Genomic DNA, 18333 nt, shown 5'->3' with positions numbered 1-18333 from the left:
TATTCTGGAGTTTGAAAATGTCTCTAAGCGTTGAAGCTAAAGCTAAAATCGTTTCTGAGTTTGGTCGTGGTACTAACGACAGCGGTTCTACCGAAGTTCAGGTTGCACTGCTGACTGCACAGATTAACCACCTGCAGGGTCACTTTGCAGAGCACAAAAAAGATCACCACAGCCGTCGTGGTCTGCTGCGTATGGTTTCTCAGCGTCGTAAACTGCTCGACTACCTGAAACGTAAAGATGTTGCACGTTACACCGCGCTGATCGAGCGTCTGGGTCTGCGTCGCTAAGTCTTGCGAGTTTCAGAAAAGGGGGCCTGATGGCCCCTTTTTTCAACCAGACGGCAGCAATTCACTGGAAACTATTGTATTGTTGCTATAAATGATCTTCATTGCAGAGGTTCGCGCGGCTAATGAGAGGCTTCACCCATGGGGGTGTCGGTTGTCATTAGTCGCGAGGATGCGAAGAAGGTCGGGTTAAATCGTCAGCACACCTGTGGTGTGCTGTCATACATTTAAGAAAGGACAGAACTTTGCTGAATCCGATCGTTCGTAAATTCCAGTATGGTCAACATACCGTCACGCTGGAAACCGGCATGATGGCACGTCAGGCTACTGCTGCCGTTATGGTAAGCATGGATGACACCGCGGTATTCGTTACCGTTGTTGGCCAGAAAAAAGCTAAACCAGGTCAGGACTTTTTCCCGCTGACCGTTAACTACCAGGAGCGTACCTACGCTGCCGGTAAAATCCCGGGTGGCTTCTTCCGTCGTGAAGGCCGTCCAAGCGAAGGCGAAACCCTGATCGCGCGTCTGATTGACCGCCCGGTTCGTCCGCTGTTCCCGGAAGGCTTCGTTAACGAAGTACAGGTTATCGCGACCGTTGTTTCCGTTAACCCACAGGTTAACCCGGATATCGTTGCGATGATCGGCGCATCTGCTGCCCTGTCACTGTCTGGTATTCCATTCAATGGCCCAATCGGTGCCGCGCGCGTTGGCTACATCAACGACCAGTACGTGCTGAACCCAACTCAGGAAGAGCTGAAAGAAAGTAAGCTGGACCTGGTGGTTGCCGGTACCGAAGCGGCAGTTCTGATGGTGGAATCCGAAGCTGAACTGCTGAGCGAAGACCAGATGCTGGGCGCTGTGGTGTTTGGCCACGATCAGCAGCAGATTGTTATCCAGAACATCAACGATCTGGTGAAAGAAGCCGGTAAACCACGTTGGGACTGGCAGCCAGAAGCCGTCAACGACGCGCTGAATGCTCGCGTTGCTGCACTGGCAGGCGCACGCCTGAGCGATGCATACCGCATCACCGACAAACAAGAGCGTTACGCTCAGGTTGACGTCATCAAATCAGAAACCATCGCGACGCTGGTGGCTGAAGATGAGTCCCTGGATGCTAATGAGCTGAGCGAAATTCTGCACGCTATCGAGAAAAACACCGTTCGCAGCCGCGTACTGGCAGGTGAACCGCGTATCGATGGACGTGAAAAAGATATGATCCGTGGTCTGGACGTTCGTACTGGCGTACTGCCACGTACTCACGGTTCCGCATTGTTCACCCGTGGCGAAACGCAGGCCCTGGTTACCGCGACCCTGGGTACCGCACGTGACGCACAGAACATCGACGAACTGATGGGCGAGCGTACTGACAGCTTCCTGTTCCACTACAACTTCCCTCCGTACTCCGTAGGTGAAACCGGTATGGTTGGCTCGCCGAAGCGTCGTGAAATTGGTCACGGTCGTCTGGCGAAGCGCGGCGTGCTGGCAGTGATGCCAGAAGCTGACAAATTCCCGTACACCGTTCGTGTGGTTTCTGAAATCACCGAATCTAACGGTTCTTCTTCCATGGCTTCCGTGTGTGGTGCCTCTCTGGCGCTGATGGATGCAGGCGTACCAATCAAAGCCGCTGTGGCTGGTATCGCTATGGGTCTGGTGAAAGAAGGCGACAACTTTGTTGTTCTGTCTGACATCCTGGGCGACGAAGACCACCTGGGCGATATGGACTTCAAAGTCGCGGGTTCCCGCGAAGGTATCTCTGCGCTGCAGATGGATATCAAAATTGAAGGTATCACCAAAGAGATTATGCAGGTTGCTCTGAACCAGGCTAAAGGTGCGCGTCTGCACATCCTGGGTGTGATGGAACAGGCGATTAACGCGCCACGTGGCGACATTTCTCAGTTCGCTCCGCGTATCCACACCATCAAGATCAATCCAGACAAGATCAAAGACGTTATCGGTAAGGGCGGTTCCGTAATCCGTGCGCTGACCGAAGAGACTGGCACCACGATCGAAATCGAAGATGACGGTACTGTGAAAATCGCAGCAACCGACGGCGAAAAAGCGAAATTCGCTATCCGCCGCATCGAAGAGATCACTGCTGAGATCGAAGTGGGTCGTGTCTACGCCGGTAAAGTGACCCGTATCGTTGACTTTGGCGCGTTCGTTGCCATCGGTGGCGGTAAAGAAGGTCTGGTTCACATCTCTCAGATCGCTGACAAGCGCGTTGAGAAAGTGACCGATTACCTGCAGATGGGTCAGGAAGTGCCGGTTAAGGTTCTGGAAGTTGACCGTCAGGGCCGTATCCGTCTGAGCATTAAAGAAGCAACCGAGCAGTCTCCTGCCGCTGCGCCAGAAGCGCCAGCCGCAGAACAAGGCGAGTAAGGTAGCATTTGCCCTCCGCTTCGGCGGAGGGTTTATTATCAGGCAGGACGCCTTGTTAAGCCGCCGGGGGACAGGACGTTCATCCAATAGTTGTCTTCGGGAGTGGGAAATGAAGCCTTTTTTGCGCTGGTGTTTCGTTGCGACAGCTTTAACGCTGGCAGGATGCAGCAACTCTGCCTGGCGTAAGAGCGAAGTCCTCGCAGTGCCATTGCAACCGACTTTGCAGCAGGAAGTGATTCTGGCACGCATGGAACAAATTCTTGCCAGTCGGGCTTTAACCGATGACGAACGCGCACAGCTTTTATATGAGCGCGGAGTGTTGTATGATAGTCTCGGTCTGAGGGCATTAGCGCGGAATGATTTTTCACAAGCGCTGGCAATTCGACCTGATATGCCTGAAGTATTCAATTACTTAGGCATTTACTTAACGCAGGCAGGCAATTTTGATGCTGCCTATGAAGCGTTTGATTCTGTACTTGAGCTTGATCCAACTTACAACTACGCGCACTTGAATCGCGGTATCGCATTGTATTACGGCGGTCGTGATAAGTTAGCGCAAGATGATCTGCTGGCGTTTTATCAAGACGATCCTAATGATCCTTTCCGCAGCCTGTGGCTTTACATCGTTGAGCAGAAGCTCGATGAGAAGCAGGCCAAAGAAGCACTGAAGCAGCGCTTCGATAAATCGGACAAGGAACAATGGGGATGGAACATTGTCGAGTTCTACCTGGGCAACATTAGCGAAGCAACGCTGATGGAACGGCTCAAGGCGGACGCAACGGATAACACCTCGCTCGCTGAGCATCTCAGTGAAACCAACTTCTATTTAGGTAAGTACTACCTAAGTCTGGGGGATAAGGACAGCGCTACGGCACTGTTCAAATTAGCGGTTGCTAACAACGTACATAACTTCGTTGAGCACCGTTATGCATTGTTGGAATTATCGCTCTTGGGCCAGGAGCAAGACGACCTGGCAGAATCGGACCAGCAATAGCTGACGACATAGACATCAGCCCGTAATCTTTTGATTGCCATCACCTTCACTGGTGAGGGCGTTGTTGTTCGTCAATACACCTACTTTGAGCCGGTTCACACTTTTCAATGAAAATTGCTAATCATTTTCACGATGAGCTAAGTAGACTGGCCGCCATTAATATCGAGGCACTTGTACTACATGGCTGAATTCGAAACCACTTTTGCAGATCTGGGCCTGAAGGCTCCTATCCTTGAAGCCCTTAACGATCTGGGTTACGAAAAACCATCTCCGATCCAGGCAGAATGTATCCCACACCTGCTTTCTGGTCGTGACGTGCTGGGCATGGCCCAGACTGGTAGCGGTAAAACTGCAGCATTCTCGCTGCCGCTGCTGAACAACATCGATCCGGACCTGCGTGCACCGCAGATCCTCGTCCTGGCTCCAACCCGTGAACTGGCTGTTCAGGTTGCTGAAGCCATGACGGAATTCTCTAAACATATGCGCGGCGTAAACGTGGTAGCCCTTTACGGCGGCCAGCGTTATGACGTGCAGTTACGCGCCCTGCGCCAGGGTCCACAGATCGTCGTCGGTACGCCGGGTCGTCTGCTGGATCACCTGAAGCGCGGTACCCTGGACCTCTCTAAACTGAGCGGCCTGGTACTGGATGAAGCAGATGAAATGCTGCGTATGGGCTTCATCGAAGACGTCGAAACCATTATGGCGCAGATCCCGGAAGGTCATCAGACCGCTCTGTTCTCTGCAACCATGCCAGAAGCTATCCGTCGCATTACCCGCCGCTTCATGAAAGAGCCGCAGGAAGTGCGTATTCAGTCCAGCGTGACCACTCGCCCGGACATCAGCCAGAGCTACTGGTCTGTGTACGGCATGCGCAAAAACGAAGCGCTGGTCCGTTTCCTGGAAGCAGAAGATTTTGATGCGGCGATCATCTTCGTTCGTACCAAAAACGCGACCCTGGAAGTGGCTGAAGCCCTGGAGCGTAGCGGCTACAATAGCGCAGCGCTGAACGGCGACATGAACCAGGCCCTGCGTGAGCAGACTCTGGAGCGTCTGAAAGATGGTCGCCTGGATATCCTGATTGCAACCGACGTGGCAGCACGTGGTCTGGACGTTGAGCGTATCAGCCTGGTTGTAAACTACGACATCCCAATGGATTCTGAGTCTTACGTTCACCGTATCGGTCGTACCGGTCGTGCGGGTCGTGCGGGCCGTGCGCTGCTGTTCGTTGAGAACCGCGAGCGTCGTCTGCTGCGTAACATTGAACGCACCATGAAGCTGACTATTCCAGAAGCTGACCTGCCAAACGCAGATCTGCTGGGCAAACGCCGTCTGGAAAAATTCGCCGCGAAAGTACAGCAGCAGCTGGAAAGCAGCGATCTGGATCAGTACCGTGCGCTGCTGTCGCAGATTCAGCCTGTCGCTGAAGGCGAAGAGCTGGATATGGAAACCCTGGCTGCAGCACTGCTGAAAATGGCTCAGGGCGAACGTAGCCTGATCGTGCCACCTGATGCGCCAATGCGTCCTAAGCGTGAATTCCGTGACCGTGACGATCGTTTCGAACGTCGTGGCGACCGCAATGACCGTGGCCCACGCGGTGACCGTCCAGAGCGTGGTGGTGAAGACCGTCCACGTCGCGAGCGTCGTGACGCTGGTGAAATGGAACTGTACCGCATTGAAGTTGGCCGTGATGACGGTGTTGAAGTTCGTCATATCGTTGGCGCGATCGCTAACGAAGGCGACATCAGCAGCCGTTACATTGGTAACATCAAGCTGTTCGGTACTCACTCCACCATCGAACTGCCAAAAGGCATGCCGGGCGAAGTACTGCAGCACTTTACGCGTACCCGTATCCTGAACAAGCCGATGAACATGCAGCTGATGGGTGATGCACAGCCTCGCTCTGACCGCGGTGGTGAACGTCGTGGCGGTGGTCGCAGCTTCGGTGGCGAGCGTCGTGAAGGCGGTCGTAGCGAAGGTCGCGGTGAACCACGTCGTTTCTCCGGCGAACGCCGTGAAAGCCGTGGCCCACGTCGTGACGACAGCTCTAGCCGTCGCCGTGACGCGTAAGCCTTACGCCACTGACGTAAAGTAATATATACAGCCCCGATAATCGCTATCGGGGCTTTTTTTATTTCTTTTGTACTCTTGTACTGGTACAGTGCTGCACATTAAACTTCATACCACATTTTTGACTGGAGTAATGGCTGTATGGCGACACTAACCACCACCCAAACGTCACCCTCGCTGCTTGGCGGTGTGGTGATCATCGGCGGTACCATCATTGGTGCTGGGATGTTCTCCCTGCCCGTGGTCATGTCAGGTGCGTGGTTCTTCTGGTCGCTGGCGGCGCTGGTGTTCACCTGGTTCTGCATGCTCCACTCCGGGCTGATGATCCTTGAGGCGAACCTGAACTACCGCATTGGCTCCAGCTTCGACACCATCACCAAAGATCTGCTGGGCAAAGGCTGGAACCTGGTGAACGGGCTGTCCATCGCGTTTGTGCTCTACATTCTGACCTATGCGTATATCTCCGCGAGCGGCTCGATTCTGCATCACACCTTTGCTGAGATGTCGCTGAACGTTCCGGCGCGTCTGGCGGGGCTGTGCTTCGCGCTGGGCGTGGCGTTTATCGTCTGGATGAGTACAAAGGCGGTGAGCCGCATGACGGCGATCGTGTTGGGCGCTAAGGTCATCACCTTCTTCCTGACCTTCGGCAGCCTGCTGGGGCACGTGACGCCCGCCACGCTGTTTAACGTCGCCGAAGTGAACACCTCTTACACGCCGTACCTGCTGATGACGCTGCCCTTCTGTCTGGCGTCGTTCGGCTACCACGGTAACGTGCCGAGTCTCATGAAGTACTACGGCAAAGATCCGCGCACCATCATGAAGTGTCTGGTCTACGGTACGCTATTGGCGCTGGGGCTGTACGTGATTTGGCTGCTCGGGACGATGGGCAACATCCCGCGTCCAGAATTTATCGGCATTGCGCAGAAGGGCGGTAACATCGACGTGCTGGTGCAAGCCCTGAGCGGTGTGCTTAACAGCCGCAGTCTGGATCTGCTGCTGGTCGTCTTCTCTAACTTTGCCGTGGCGAGCTCATTCCTCGGCGTGACCCTGGGGCTGTTTGACTACCTGGCGGATCTGTTTGGCTTTGATGATTCTGCGATGGGACGCTTCAAAACCGCGCTGTTGACCTTCCTGCCGCCGATTGTGGGCGGCCTGCTGTGGCCGAACGGTTTCCTCTACGCCATCGGATATGCCGGACTGGCGGCAACCATCTGGGCGGCGATTGTTCCAGCGCTGCTGGCACGTAAATCACGTAAGCGCTTCGGCAGCCCGAAATTCCGCGTCTGGGGCGGCAAACCGATGATTGCGCTGATTCTGGTGTTTGGTATCGGCAACGCGGTGGTACACGTGCTGTCGAGTTTTAACCTGTTGCCTGTTTACCATTAAACCGTGCGGTCTGATCCCCTCCCCCCGCCCCTCTCCCGAAGGGAGAGGGCGAAAACCGTAGGCCGGATAAGGCGAAGCCGCCATCCGGCAAAAAACTACCCCACCAACTCTTCTTTCACCTGCATGGCCAAATCAAACGAATGCAAACGCGCCTGGTGATCGAAAATCTGGCCGTTAACCATAATTTCATCCGCCTGCGTTTCGCGAAGCACTGCCTCCAACCCGTGACGCACTTTCGCTTTATCACCCACCAGCGACATGCTCAGCGCCTGCTGAACGCCATACTGTTCGGAGGCTGACCATAGTTGATGCATATTCTCCACCGGCGGCGGCAGCTGGCCCGTCTCACCGCGACGCAGCTTCATAAATGCCTGCTGCATGGAGGTGAACAGGAATTCCGCATCGCGGTTGCTGTCGGCGGCAATGATGTTGATACAGACCATCGCGTAAGGTTTTTCCAGACGCCCGGAAGGTTTGAAGTTCGTGCGGTAGAGGTGCAGCGCCTGATGCAGCATATCCGGCGCAAAGTGGGAGGCAAACGCAAACGGCAGCCCAAGCTGCGCGGCGAGCTGTGCGCTATACAGGCTTGATCCCAACAGCCAAACCGGGATCTTCTCACCGTAGCCCGGAACCGGGCGCACATGCGGGTTAGGATCGCGCGCATCGAACCAGTCCACCAGCTCGGCCACGTCGCGCGGGAAGTTGTCGATATCGCCGCTCATATGGCGGCGCAGGGCGCGCATGGTCGGCTGGTCGCTGCCCGGCGCACGACCAAGGCCCAAATCAATACGCCCGGGATAGAGAGTGTTCAGGGTGCCAAACTGCTCGGCAATCACCAGCGGGGCGTGGTTAGGCAGCATCACGCCGCCGGAGCCCAGGTGCAGGGTTGTCGTATTTGCCGCCAGATAGCCAATCAGTACCGAGGTGGCGGCGCTGGCGATGCCCACCATGTTGTGGTGCTCTGCCAGCCAGTAGCGGTGATAGCCACGCTTTTCGGCCAGCTGAGCGAGATCGAGAGAGTGCGAAAAGGCTTCTCGAGCCGAGGAGCCTTGTGGGATCGGCGCCAGATCCAGCACCGAAAACGGAATGGTTTTGTCAGTCATAACAGCTCACTTTGTCGACGGTGAATCTTTAATACTGCATTAAAAAATGATAACCGTTGTTAACAAAGTGAGCCTTTTTTAGGCCTGAAGTTCCAGCCCGGCGAGACGTTTCCAGTAACCGTTGCAGTCGCTGTTTGCCGTCAGCGGCAGCGGAGCAGCGCCGTTTTCGTTGGCGCGGAAGGCGTCCAGCATTGCGAACACGCCTGTATCCAGAGGCGACAAACGCACCATGTCCACCAGCCCGTCCATCGACGCCAGCTCGTTGCCGAGGTTATAGACATAGCCGCTCATGGTTTGAATGCCGTTCAGGACAAACACCTGCTGATTCTCCTGTGAGAGCATGCTGCGCCCGTTCGGGTACTTGATGCAGCAGGTCTCGCATTCGTCTTTCGGGCGGTCTTCCGAGCGCGCGGTGAAGCAGCGGGCGGAGTAGGCCAGCGGCAGATGCCCGTAGCTCAGCACTTCCACTTCAAACTGATTGCGAATGCCCAGCTCGTCGCACTGATTCAGCAGGTTTGCCAGCCAGTCGCGGGAGAGTTCCACCGGCATGCACCAGCGCGTCATTCCCTGTTTGAGCAGCAGGCGCAGGGTCACGGCGTTATAGCAGTTCAGGGCATGGCCCGCGACAAACGGCAGCTTGCGTTCAGCGCACATGTTCACCACGCCGAGATCGCTCGCTTCCAGCAGAAACTCGCCGTTTTCGACATAGCGCTTCAGCTCGCCCAGTTCGGAAGAGGCCTGAACCAGCGCAAGCGTCGAGAGCACCACCTGCTTGCCGCTTCCGGCCAGGCTTTTCGCCATATCCAGCCAGTCGCCCACTTTGGTGGCGCGGCGCTTGCTGCACACCGCTTCGCCGAGATAAATCACATCGGCGCTGCTGGCGGCGGCCTGTTGGTAAAAATCTTCCAGCGTCTCTTTTGACCAGTAGTAGAGCACCGGTCCTAATGAATATTTCATGGTTATCTCACTGCCATTTACGGTGATACGCGCCCAGCGTGGTTTGCGTGCCTTCGGACATCGATCCGAGCGTCTCCATCCAGGCCGCCTGCGGAGCGTAGTTCTGCGGGTCCGCCATGCAGCGGTCGATGGCCTGACGCCATACTTTCGCCACCTGGCTCACGTAGGCCGGGCTACGCTGGCGACCTTCGATTTTCACCGAGGCAATATTGGCCGCCAGCAGTTCCGGCAGCAGCTCCAGCGTATTGAGGCTGGTGGGCTCTTCCAGCGCGTGGTAGCGTTCGCCGTCCACCAGATAGCGACCTTTACACAGTGTCGGATAGCCTGCGTTTTCACCGTCCTGATAACGGTCAATTAGCACCTCATTCAGGCGCGATTCCAGCCCCTGCGGAGTTTGCTGCCAGCGAACAAAGCGGGCAGGGGAGCAGGCTCCGACGGTATTCGGCGATTCACCGGTTAAATAAGAGGAAAGATAGCAGCGGCCTTCGGCCATGATGCACAGGCTGCCAAAGGCAAAAACTTCCAGCGGTACTGGCGTGACGCGCGCGAGTTGCTTAACCTGATGAATAGAGAGCACGCGCGGCAGCACCACGCGGGCCACGTCGAAGTTTTGATGATAAAAACGCACGGCTTCTTCGTTGGTGGCGGATGCCTGAACAGAGACGTGGCGCTCAATATGCGGATAGCGTTCTGCTGCATACTCAAGCATGGCAAGGTCGGCCAGGATCAGCGCATCGGCACCCAGCTGCGCCGCCATGTCCACCGCGCGCTGCCAGCGGGCGTAGCCATCAGGATGGGCAAAGGTGTTGATGGCAATGTGCAGTTTGCGGCGGTGCTGATGAACGAAGTTAACGGCTTCCTGAAGCTTTTTCTCCGTAAAGTTGAGGCCAGCAAAATGGCGGGCGTTGGTATCATCCTTTAGCCCGATATAGACCGCATCGGCCCCATTTTCGATGGCCGCCTTAAGCGCCGGAAGGTTTCCGGCAGGGCAGAGCAGCTCCATAATTTGTCCTGATGTTCTCGATCGCAGGGATCGCAAAATTGTTAACGAGCTGGGATTTTAATTAACCCACAGGCGACAATTTTTGATTTAAGGCAGCTAATGGCGTATTGATGACACCAATAATGAGGTAAGCCGGACGACGGTTTGTTGATTTACGCCGCTATGTTCTGGAATGGATGTGGCAAAATAGCGGGATTACAGATATCAGGGAGTAAAGCTCGTGCTGGAGAAACTGCGTTCACGTCTCGTACAATTTGGTCCATCTATGCTGAGCGTGCCGGTCAAGCTGGCACCGTTCGCACTTAAGCGCCAGGTGCTGGAGCAGGTCCTGAGCTGGCAGTTCCGACAGGCGTTGCAGGACGGTGAGCTGGAGTTCCTGGAAGGCCGCTGGCTGAGCATTGAGGTGCGTGACATCGGGCTGCGCTGGTTTACCTCCGTAGAGAACGGCCAGCTGATCGTGCGCGAGTCCGCCGAGGCGGACGTGAGCTTTAGCGCTGATGCCAGCGATCTGCTGATGATCGCCGCGCGGAAGCAGGATCCGGACACACTCTTCTTCCAGCGCCGTCTGGTGATTGAAGGGGACACGGAGCTTGGCCTGTACGTGAAGAATTTAATGGATGCCATTGAGCTGGAGCAGATGCCGAAAGCGCTGCGCGTGATGTTGATGCAAATGGCAGATTTTGTTGAGGCCGGGCTGAAAACCCCGCCGGACGGTAAACACACTTCAGTAGGTGAGCCATGCTGATTCGAGTCGAAATTGGGATTGATGCACCGGGTATCGATGCGTTGTTACGCCGCTCGTTTGCGAGCGATGCGGAAGCCCAACTGGTCCACGATCTCCGTGAAGACGGCCTGATCACGCTGGGTCTGGTTGCTACCGATGATGAAGGTCAGGTTGTCGGCTATGTCGCCTTCAGCCCGGTCATCGTTCAGGGCGACGATCTTCAGTGGGTAGGAATGGCACCGCTGGCGGTAGATGAAAACTATCGCGGGCAAGGTCTGGCGCGCCAGTTAGTCTATGAAGGGCTGGACTCGCTGAATGAGTTTGGCTATGCCGCCGTAGTCACGCTGGGCGATCCGGCGTTCTATGGCCGATTAGGCTTCGAGCAGGCCGCACATTACGACCTGCGCTGCCGTTGGCCGGGCACCGAGTCCGCCTTCCAGGTGCACCGTCTGGCGGATGACGCCCTCAACGGTGTCAATGGCCTGGTGGACTACCACGATCAATTCAATCGCTTTTAATCAGGCTCTCGCGTAGCGCCTCAAAGGTGCCGTCTCCGGTCACGAGGCGCTCTTTCTGGCGCTTCGTCAGCTGTTTGATGCGGTATTCCAGCCTGAGCGCCAGCGATCGGTCGCCGACGGGCGCCGAAAAGGCAAGCTGTAATTCCCCTTTCCCCCGCAGCGCTTTTGCCCCTTTCCCCGTTTGATGTTGTAAAAAACGCCGCGCCACATCGGTGGTGATCCCGGTGTAGAGTGCGTTATCAGCGGTTCGGACAAGATAGAGAAACCAGCACACGGTAAACAGATTCAGTATGTTAAGGTGAACGCACCATAGCATGAGAGAGAACGAAAATGGAAACACTGGCCGCCATTAACCGCTGGCTGGCGAAGCAGCACGTCGTCACCTGGTGCGTCTACAGTGAGGGGGAGATGTGGTGCGCAAACGCGTTTTACTACTACGACCCTGAGCGCGTCGCGTTTTACGTCATGAGTGAAGACAAAACGCGGCATGCGCAGATGACCGGCCAGCAGGCAAAGGTGGCGGGTACGGTGAATGGGCAGCCGAAAACAGTCGCGCTGATCCGCGGCGTGCAGTTTAAAGGGGAGATCCGTCGTCTGGATGGCGAAGAGAGCGACGCGCGCCGTAAGCTCTACACGCGCCGCTTTCCCGTTGCCGCTGCGCTAAAAGCCCCGGTGTGGGAAATCCGCCTCGATGAGCTGAAATTTACCGACAACACCCTGGGCTTTGGCAAGAAGCTGCACTGGTTACGCGCCGAGCAGGCGTAGCGCTTCGCGGTTAAACGCCGGGAGATCGTCCGGGGTTCGGCTGGTGATCAGCTGGTCTTTGTCATTGACCACCTCTTGATCGTAAAACTCCGCCCCTGCGTTTTTCAGATCGATAACGATCGGCTTCACGGCGGTGAGCTTACGTCCGCGCACGACTTCGGCGCTGATCAGCAGCTGCGGGCCGTGACAGATGGCGAAGACCGGTTTGCCCGTAGAAACAAAATCTCGCGTAAAGGTCACGAAGCGCTCGTCTCCGCGCAGGGAATCCGGTGAATGGCCGCCCGGCAGCAGCAGGGCGTCGAAGTCGGACGGGCTGACGTTATCAATAGACTCATCAATCGTCACGCTGGCTTCGCCCTTATGGCCTGTCACCGTTTTGCCCGCCTCTTTCTCAATGGTGATAACCTCATGTCCCGCCTTGCGGAACGCCTCTGCTGGAGAGGTGAATTCTGAATCTTCAAACTCGTCGGTAATCAAGACTGCGATTTTCTTGCCCATGCTTCCTCCGTTGTTTTGGCTTCAGACTGATTTTTCTCCGCTTGTGGTAAATACTTACCTGTAACAGACTTCTAAGTGTGGTCGACCACGCTGAGTTCGCAAACGGACAATTCTGTAAAGGGGATACGATGAGTCAGGTACTGATTACGGGCGCCACCGGGCTGGTGGGGGATCATCTGCTGCGGTTGCTGATTCAGGATCGACGCGTGAACTATATCGCCGCCCCGACGCGTCGGCCGCTGGCGGACGTCTCAGGCGTATTTAACCCGCACGATCCGCAGCTGACGGACGCGCTGGCACAGGTCCAGGACCCCATTGATATCGCCTTTTGTTGTCTGGGCACCACGCGGCGTGAGGCGGGCAGCAAAGAGGCATTTATCCATGCCGATTACACGCTGGTGGTGGACACCGCGCTCACGGCGAAAAAACTGGGCGCAAAACATTTTCTGGTGGTCAGCGCGCTGGGCGCCAATGCCGGGTCGCCTTTCTTCTACAACAAGGTAAAGGGCAAGATGGAGGATGCGCTGATTGCGCAGAAATGGGAGCAGCTGACGATTGTGCGCCCCTCGATGCTGAGCGGCCACAGGGACGAACGCCGATTTAACGAGTCGATATTGGCCCCGCTGTTTAAGATCCTTCCCGGCAACTGGAAATCTATCGAGGCGCGGGATGTCGCCCTTGCGATGCTAAAAGAAGGGCTGGCACCGTTGAAAGCGGGCGTCAACATTATCCCTTCGGCAAAACTGCGTGAAATCGCGCAGGACGAGGCGTAAACTCCCCCGGCTAATTAAATAACACTCTCCGGGGAATGCTATGACTGGTCAGTCTTCATCTCAGGCGGCAACACCTGTCCAATGGTGGAAGCCCGCACTTTTCTTTCTCGTGGTCATTGTTGGCCTCTGGTATGTAAAATGGCAGCCGTACTACGGCAAAGCCTTCACCGCCGCCGAAACGCACAGCATCGGTAAATCTATTCTCGCTCAGGCTGATTCCAGCCCGCTTCAGGCGGCGTGGGATTACGCCATGGTCTACTTCCTTGCCGTCTGGAAAGCCGCTGTTTTAGGCGTGATCCTGGGCTCGTTGATTCAGGTACTGATCCCGCGCAACTGGCTGGTGAAAACCCTCGGCCAGCCGCGTTTTCAGGGTACGCTGCTGGGGACGATTTTCGCCCTGCCGGGCATGATGTGCTCCTGCTGCGCCGCACCGGTTGCGGCGGGTATGCGTCGTCAGCGCGTGTCGATGGGCGGCGCGCTGGCGTTCTGGATGGGTAACCCGCTGCTCAACCCGGCAACGCTGGTATTTATGGGCTTTGTGCTTGGGTGGCATTTTGCGGCTATCCGCCTGGTTGCCGGGCTGGCGACGGTGCTGGTGGTGGCGACGCTGGTGCAAAAACTGGTGAAGGACAACGCGCCTGAGTCCGCTGCCGTTGAGCTGGACGTCAGCGAGCCGCAGGGTGGTTTTTTTGCGCGCTGGGGTAACGCGCTGTGGCAGCTTTTCTGGAGCACCATCCCGGTTTATATCCTGGCGGTGCTGGTATTGGGGGCGGCGCGCGTCTGGCTGTTCCCGCATGCGGATGGCGCTATCGACAACACGCTGATGTGGGTAATCGCAATGGCGGTCGCGGGCTGCCTCTTCGTGATCCCAACGGCGGCGGAAATTCCGATTGTTCAGACCATGATGCTGGCTGGCATGGGTACCGCACCGGCGCTGGCGCTGCTGATTACGCTGCCGGCGATCAGCCTGCCGTCGCTTATCATGCTGCGTAAGTCATTCCCGGCGAAAGCGCTGTGGCTGACCGCAGGGCTGGTAGCGTTAAGTGGGGTGATTGTGGGCGGTATTGCGCTTCTGTAAAAAAAAGCCCGGTGGCGCTAGCGCTTACCGGGCCTACAGTCAGGTGTGGACTACTTGATGTAAGTAAACGCGGTGGTGACGTGCTTCACGCCGCTCACCCGGCTGGCGATATCCGCCGCCGCTTTCCCTTCACGCTCAGTCACCAGACCCAGCAGGAACACTTCGCCGTTCTCGGTGGTCACTTTCACGTTTGACGATTTCACCTGGTCCGATCCCAGCAGCTGAGAACGCACTTTCGTGGTGATCCAGGTATCGGAAGACGCGTCGCCCAAACCAATTGGCTGGCCCTGGCGCACTTCATTGAACACCTCTGTTGTACCTTCTACACCCATCGCGATCTGTTTAGCGCGAGACGCTAATTCAGTATTGGGTGCCTGGCCTGCCAGCAGCACTTTGCCCTGATAAGCCGTTACGTTAATACGCGCTTCTTTCTTGATTTGTTCGTCTTTCGACAGCGCACTGTTGACACGCAACTCCAGCGTGCCGTCATCAACCTGGGTCCCGACAGAACGCGGATCGGTCGCCGCTTTGGTGCCGACAGCTGCGGTACCTACAACAGCAGCGGCAATACATCCCTGAAGTAGAAGTGCAGACATAAGGACTGCAAGGGTCGATAAAGCCTTCATTAGAACTCCTTAATCATCCTGGTGAGGGAAAAGCGTGTTATCGATCAGATCGCATAAGCAGTTCACCGTGAGCATGTGCATCTCCTGAATACGCGCGCTACGGTGAGACGGAATGCGGATCTCCACATCCTGCGGCCCCAGTAAACCTGCCAGCTCACCGCCGTCATAGCCGGTCAGCGCAACGATAGTCATATCACGGGTGACCGCCGCTTCAACGGCTTTAACAATATCCCTGCTGTTACCGCGCGTGGAGATGGCCAGCAGCACGTCCCCGGCATGGCCTAAGGCGCGCACCTGCTTAGCGTAAATCTCGTCATGCAGACGATCGTTAGCAATCGCTGTTAAGACCACATTATCGGTATTAAGTGCAATGGCAGGTAAACTCGGGCGTTCAGTTTCAAAACGATTGATCATGCTGGCAGCAAAATGCTGTGCGTTGGCGGCTGAGGTGCCATTGCCACAACAGAGGATTTTGTTGCCGTTCAGAAGAGATTGTACCAGCGTCATTGCTGCGCGGGAGATCGCATCCGGGAGGGCTTCCGCCGCGGCAATCTGAGTCTGGATGCTTTCTGTGAAGCACACTTTAATTCTTTCGAGCACGTTATCCCTTTAAATCTTAATTATGCGTCTTCGCCAAAAGCGTTTTTAAGCCATTCGATCTCATTTCCGGTGAAGGCTATCACATCGAACCGGCAATCCACAGTATCAAAACTCCCATTATGGCGGGCAAGCCACAAGTGGGCAGTCTGTAATAATTTATGTTGTTTGGCGAGCGTCACGCTGGCGGCAGCACCGCCAAAACGGGAGGACTGTCGAAAACGCACTTCTACAAACACGGTGACCTGACCGTCTTTCATGATCAGGTCGATTTCGCCACCGCGCCCACGGACGTTGGCGGCGATAAAACGCAGTCCTTTGCCTTCAAGCCAGCGACGCGCTTTTAACTCCCACGCATCGCCAGTCTCCTTGCGGCTTAACTGGCCGGGACGATCTGCCCCTGCTGGTATTTGAGCCATGATAACTTCCTGTTAATCACACAATCCTGAGTGGCGGTCAGATCGCCCGTGTTGCCGTTGAGCTCAAAGCCCGGCACCTGACGCATCTGGGTAAAGTGGTTCGCCAGCGCCCATGCATCTACGCCCATGGCGTACAGACGCGCCAGCGAGTAGTCGTTACGTACCGAGCTCAGCGCCTGCTGCATCAGCGGCGGGTTGCTGCCCGCGAGCATCGGGATTTCGCTGTACTGCAGGCCGTCCATTTCCAGGCGGAAATCCGGGCCTGCGGTGCCCTGCGCGCTGCGCGAGCTGGCGTAGAGGGTTGCGCCGCTCTGGCTGCCGTTGCGCATCGCAATCATCGGCTTGATGAAAGCAATCTCTTCCGGTGTTGCGACAATGTAGGCCGCATCCACTTTGCCGCCACCGCTGATTTGCGCGTCGGTAGGGGGGGCCGGAATGGTCAGGCCGCCGATGGTCACGCTCTGCTGCTGCGGCAGGCTGGCGCTGACCGGGCTGCCGTTCAGGGCGATACCTGCGCCGCCGTTGACGCCTGCTCTCAGTTCTGAGGCGGAGCCAAATTTCTGTTGCAGCACCACGCCACCGCCGATCTTCTGCCATTCATCGGCAAAGGCATTGGCGACGCGATCGCCCAACGCGCTGCGCGGGATCAGCAGCAGTGGCGCCTGTTTACCCTGTTCGTGAATATGACGCGCCGCGTCGCGGGCTTCATCTTCTGGTGAGAGGGCAAAGTAGCAGATGTTGGCGCGGTTCTGCACGTTCTCTGGCTGGTTAAGCGCCAGCACGTTCAGGGGGGTGTTGCTCTTTATTAGTGTTTCCACGTCGTTTTTCAGCAGGGGACCGACAACGATGCTCGCGCCATCTTTTTGCACCTGCGCCAGCACTTGATCGAGCGGCTGAGCGCTGGTGTCGTAGATTTTCAGCTCAGCACTCGGGTTGGCGCTGGCGGTTGCCACGGCCTGAGGCTGCGCGGCAGGTTGCTGTTCTGCTGGCGCGGCTTGCTGTTGTGGCTGTTCAGCCGTCACGGGAGCCTGAGTTTCCGCTGGGGCCTGAGCTGCTACAGGTGCAGGCGTTGTTGCGGCTGGTGGCGATGTCGGTGCGGTGACCGGGTTCTGCATCGTTCCCTGCGCTGGCGCCTGTGCTGCAGTCAGGTCGCTGGTTTCAGCAGCGGAAGGGCTGACAACGTCGTTCACGTTGGCTGCCTGCGCGGACTGAGCCGGTACAGCACTACCGCTTACGGCAGTCGTCCCGTTTTTCGCCGCTTCAAAGCCCTGCTGAATGGTGCGACCAAAGACCGCCGCCTGGCCGTTCAACGGCAGAAGCAGCGCGATTTTGCTGGTCGAGGCTGGCTTAAAGTTCTGCACATTCACCAGCTGGGTCGGCAACATTTTCGCGCCCGGATTTTGCGGGTAGCGGGTTTGCCAGTCGGTAATACCTGCTTTCAGCATCGTTGGGTCGCTGCGGTTGTTAAACCACATCTGCTGCAGATCCAGCCAGCCCTGCAAGACATTTTCGTCGGCGTTAATGACCAGCGTTTGCGCCTGTTCCTGGGTCATGGAGGCGAGCGCCTGCCAGGTCGCATCGATATTTTTCTGTTTATCCGCACCGGCGAGCAGCGGCTCCTGGGCGATAAGCGCGCGCAGCAGCGTCAGGGAAGGGCGGCCCTGCTCGGCGGTAATGCCCGCCTGCCAGAAGCGCGCCTGCTGGTTTTTGTCCAGCGCACCGACGTTGATGTCTCCGAGGATTTTCTTCGCAGCCGCATAATCTTTCTGCGCCACCTTCAGTTCAGCTGAGAGCAGACCCTGCTCGCGGAGCTGATCGTCGTTAAGATCCTGCGGTAGCTGGTTGAACAGTTCGGCGGCCTGCTGGGTTTTACCCTCTTTCAGCAGTGCACGAATGGCGAGTAATTGCCAGTTGGTCTTGGTATCATTTGAGCTCTGCGACATTTGTTGCAGATAAAAGCCAGAATCAGCCTGAGCGGATCCCTGCATATGGGCAGCGGTCTGATCGGGTGCCTGGGTGCCACAGCCTGCAAAGATCAGGGCTGCGAGCAGAAGCGGCACGCTGCGCGTGGCTTTTTTTCGAAGAAACGTTAAGGGTACCATACTGTATCCAGTGATTTTTTTTACGCAATGCTCAATATTAAATCGGCAATACGGACGAAAC

The 18333-nt window shown here is 56.5% G+C and carries 20 protein-coding genes; 11 read left to right on the top strand and 9 right to left on the bottom strand.

Annotated elements, in window-relative coordinates; translation table 11 throughout:
* Nucleotides 1-17: 17 nt before the first annotated feature.
* The 6 genes from rpsO (at nt 18) to mtr (ending at nt 7109) form a co-directional block, all read left to right on the top strand.
* Complete coding sequence (rpsO, locus tag N2K86_RS19560; protein WP_003861789.1) at nt 18-287, top strand: 30S ribosomal protein S15; 270 nt, start codon at nt 18-20, stop codon at nt 285-287.
* A 242-nt stretch (nt 288-529) separates the two neighbouring features.
* Nucleotides 530-2662: a polyribonucleotide nucleotidyltransferase gene (gene pnp, locus N2K86_RS19555; RefSeq protein WP_100166516.1), complete on the top strand. Its 2133-nt coding sequence runs from the start codon at nt 530-532 to the stop codon at nt 2660-2662.
* A gap of 109 nt (nt 2663-2771) precedes the next feature.
* A complete protein-coding gene (nlpI, locus tag N2K86_RS19550) occupies nt 2772-3656 on the top strand; it encodes a lipoprotein NlpI (protein WP_013098912.1) in 885 nt (294 codons plus the stop codon).
* Between the two features lie 107 nt (nt 3657-3763).
* Nucleotides 3764-3844, top strand: a complete 81-nt coding sequence (yrbN, locus tag N2K86_RS19545; RefSeq protein WP_097397692.1) for a protein YrbN — start codon at nt 3764-3766, stop codon at nt 3842-3844.
* Complete coding sequence (locus N2K86_RS19540; protein ID WP_089599832.1) at nt 3837-5723, top strand: DEAD/DEAH family ATP-dependent RNA helicase; 1887 nt, start codon at nt 3837-3839, stop codon at nt 5721-5723. Before yrbN ends, N2K86_RS19540 begins: the two co-directional genes overlap by 8 nt.
* Nucleotides 5724-5864: 141 nt before the next feature.
* On the top strand, nt 5865-7109 hold the full coding sequence (gene mtr / locus N2K86_RS19535) for a tryptophan permease (protein WP_260659686.1): 1245 nt from the start codon (nt 5865-5867) through the stop codon (nt 7107-7109).
* 95 nt (nt 7110-7204) lie between these two features.
* Here the strand turns inward: mtr and N2K86_RS19530 are convergent, their stop codons facing one another.
* From N2K86_RS19530 to ubiU, 3 genes are all read right to left on the bottom strand, one after another.
* Nucleotides 7205-8212, bottom strand: coding sequence for a luciferase-like monooxygenase (locus N2K86_RS19530; RefSeq protein ID WP_260659685.1), 1008 nt, complete (start codon nt 8210-8212; stop codon nt 7205-7207).
* 78 nt (nt 8213-8290) lie between these two features.
* Nucleotides 8291-9169, bottom strand: a complete 879-nt coding sequence (locus N2K86_RS19525; protein ID WP_042715089.1) for a U32 family peptidase — start codon at nt 9167-9169, stop codon at nt 8291-8293.
* 7 nt (nt 9170-9176) lie between these two features.
* On the bottom strand, nt 9177-10172 hold the full coding sequence (ubiU, locus tag N2K86_RS19520) for a ubiquinone anaerobic biosynthesis protein UbiU (protein ID WP_042715087.1): 996 nt from the start codon (nt 10170-10172) through the stop codon (nt 9177-9179).
* 220 nt (nt 10173-10392) lie between these two features.
* On the opposite strand from ubiU, the gene ubiT reads away from it, so the two are divergent.
* Together ubiT and N2K86_RS19510 are read left to right on the top strand one after the other, a co-directional pair.
* A complete protein-coding gene (gene ubiT / locus N2K86_RS19515) occupies nt 10393-10917 on the top strand; it encodes a ubiquinone anaerobic biosynthesis accessory factor UbiT (protein ID WP_131635327.1) in 525 nt (174 codons plus the stop codon).
* Nucleotides 10911-11414 carry a GNAT family N-acetyltransferase gene (locus tag N2K86_RS19510; protein ID WP_260659684.1) on the top strand — a complete coding sequence of 168 codons (504 nt, stop codon included), beginning with the start codon at nt 10911-10913 and terminating at the stop codon, nt 11412-11414. The genes ubiT and N2K86_RS19510 overlap by 7 nt, the downstream gene beginning before the upstream one ends.
* Here the strand turns inward: N2K86_RS19510 and N2K86_RS19505 are convergent.
* Nucleotides 11401-11730, bottom strand: coding sequence for a GIY-YIG nuclease family protein (locus N2K86_RS19505; protein ID WP_260659683.1), 330 nt, complete (start codon nt 11728-11730; stop codon nt 11401-11403). The genes N2K86_RS19510 and N2K86_RS19505 overlap by 14 nt on opposite strands.
* Before the next feature lie 14 nt (nt 11731-11744).
* Between N2K86_RS19505 and N2K86_RS19500 the strand changes: the two genes are divergently transcribed.
* Entirely contained in the window at nt 11745-12179 is a 435-nt protein-coding gene (locus N2K86_RS19500; protein ID WP_223561660.1) for a YhbP family protein, read from the top strand.
* Here the strand turns inward: N2K86_RS19500 and N2K86_RS19495 are convergent.
* Complete coding sequence (locus tag N2K86_RS19495; RefSeq protein WP_218308262.1) at nt 12159-12677, bottom strand: type 1 glutamine amidotransferase domain-containing protein; 519 nt, start codon at nt 12675-12677, stop codon at nt 12159-12161. The genes N2K86_RS19500 and N2K86_RS19495 overlap by 21 nt on opposite strands.
* Nucleotides 12678-12805: 128 nt before the next feature.
* Here N2K86_RS19495 and N2K86_RS19490 point away from each other — a divergent pair, with 128 nt between their 5' ends.
* Together N2K86_RS19490 and N2K86_RS19485 are read left to right on the top strand one after the other, a co-directional pair.
* Nucleotides 12806-13450, top strand: a complete 645-nt coding sequence (locus tag N2K86_RS19490; RefSeq protein ID WP_148401084.1) for an NAD(P)H-binding protein — start codon at nt 12806-12808, stop codon at nt 13448-13450.
* A 40-nt stretch (nt 13451-13490) separates the two neighbouring features.
* Nucleotides 13491-14528, top strand: a complete 1038-nt coding sequence (locus tag N2K86_RS19485; protein ID WP_260659682.1) for a permease — start codon at nt 13491-13493, stop codon at nt 14526-14528.
* A gap of 50 nt (nt 14529-14578) precedes the next feature.
* On the opposite strand, the gene dolP is transcribed toward N2K86_RS19485, so the two are convergent.
* Genes dolP through N2K86_RS19465 form a run of 4 tightly spaced genes read right to left on the bottom strand, consistent with a single transcriptional unit; the run spans nt 14579 to nt 18272 of the window.
* Nucleotides 14579-15154, bottom strand: a complete 576-nt coding sequence (dolP, locus tag N2K86_RS19480) for a division/outer membrane stress-associated lipid-binding lipoprotein (protein WP_089599837.1) — start codon at nt 15152-15154, stop codon at nt 14579-14581.
* A 9-nt stretch (nt 15155-15163) separates the two neighbouring features.
* The gene (diaA, locus tag N2K86_RS19475; RefSeq protein WP_003861754.1) at nt 15164-15754 is read right to left on the bottom strand and encodes a DnaA initiator-associating protein DiaA; all 591 of its coding nucleotides are present in this window, start codon (nt 15752-15754) and stop codon (nt 15164-15166) included.
* A gap of 20 nt (nt 15755-15774) precedes the next feature.
* The gene (locus tag N2K86_RS19470) at nt 15775-16170 is read right to left on the bottom strand and encodes a YraN family protein (RefSeq protein WP_111964949.1); all 396 of its coding nucleotides are present in this window, start codon (nt 16168-16170) and stop codon (nt 15775-15777) included.
* Entirely contained in the window at nt 16128-18272 is a 2145-nt protein-coding gene (locus N2K86_RS19465) for a penicillin-binding protein activator (RefSeq protein ID WP_260659681.1), read from the bottom strand. Before N2K86_RS19465 ends, N2K86_RS19470 begins: the two co-directional genes overlap by 43 nt.
* Nucleotides 18273-18333 lie beyond the last annotated feature (61 nt).

The sequence above is a fragment of the Enterobacter mori genome (genome assembly GCF_025244905.1).
GTDB classification, from domain to species: Bacteria; Pseudomonadota; Gammaproteobacteria; order Enterobacterales; family Enterobacteriaceae; genus Enterobacter; species Enterobacter mori_A.
The sequence above is the reverse complement of the archived record's forward strand: the minus strand, read 5'-3'. Positions and strand labels throughout refer to the sequence as shown.

Bases quoted from the DNA above. Each gene is read 5' to 3' on its own strand.
- rpsO (WP_003861789.1), top strand. From the start codon at position 18: ATGTCTCTAAGCGTTGAAGCTAAAGCTAAAATCGTTTCTGAGTTTGGT.
- nlpI (WP_013098912.1), top strand. From the start codon at position 2,772: ATGAAGCCTTTTTTGCGCTGGTGTTTCGTTGCGACAGCTTTAACGCTG.
- yrbN (WP_097397692.1), top strand. From the start codon at position 3,764: ATGAAAATTGCTAATCATTTTCACGATGAGCTAAGTAGACTGGCCGCC.
- N2K86_RS19540 (WP_089599832.1), top strand. From the start codon at position 3,837: ATGGCTGAATTCGAAACCACTTTTGCAGATCTGGGCCTGAAGGCTCCT.
- mtr (WP_260659686.1), top strand. From the start codon at position 5,865: ATGGCGACACTAACCACCACCCAAACGTCACCCTCGCTGCTTGGCGGT.
- N2K86_RS19530 (WP_260659685.1), bottom strand. From the start codon at position 8,212: ATGACTGACAAAACCATTCCGTTTTCGGTGCTGGATCTGGCGCCGATC.
- N2K86_RS19525 (WP_042715089.1), bottom strand. From the start codon at position 9,169: ATGAAATATTCATTAGGACCGGTGCTCTACTACTGGTCAAAAGAGACG.
- ubiU (WP_042715087.1), bottom strand. From the start codon at position 10,172: ATGGAGCTGCTCTGCCCTGCCGGAAACCTTCCGGCGCTTAAGGCGGCC.
- N2K86_RS19510 (WP_260659684.1), top strand. From the start codon at position 10,911: ATGCTGATTCGAGTCGAAATTGGGATTGATGCACCGGGTATCGATGCG.
- N2K86_RS19505 (WP_260659683.1), bottom strand. From the start codon at position 11,730: ATGCTATGGTGCGTTCACCTTAACATACTGAATCTGTTTACCGTGTGC.
- N2K86_RS19500 (WP_223561660.1), top strand. From the start codon at position 11,745: ATGGAAACACTGGCCGCCATTAACCGCTGGCTGGCGAAGCAGCACGTC.
- N2K86_RS19495 (WP_218308262.1), bottom strand. From the start codon at position 12,677: ATGGGCAAGAAAATCGCAGTCTTGATTACCGACGAGTTTGAAGATTCA.
- N2K86_RS19490 (WP_148401084.1), top strand. From the start codon at position 12,806: ATGAGTCAGGTACTGATTACGGGCGCCACCGGGCTGGTGGGGGATCAT.
- N2K86_RS19485 (WP_260659682.1), top strand. From the start codon at position 13,491: ATGACTGGTCAGTCTTCATCTCAGGCGGCAACACCTGTCCAATGGTGG.
- dolP (WP_089599837.1), bottom strand. From the start codon at position 15,154: ATGAAGGCTTTATCGACCCTTGCAGTCCTTATGTCTGCACTTCTACTT.
- N2K86_RS19470 (WP_111964949.1), bottom strand. From the start codon at position 16,170: ATGGCTCAAATACCAGCAGGGGCAGATCGTCCCGGCCAGTTAAGCCGC.
- N2K86_RS19465 (WP_260659681.1), bottom strand. From the start codon at position 18,272: ATGGTACCCTTAACGTTTCTTCGAAAAAAAGCCACGCGCAGCGTGCCG.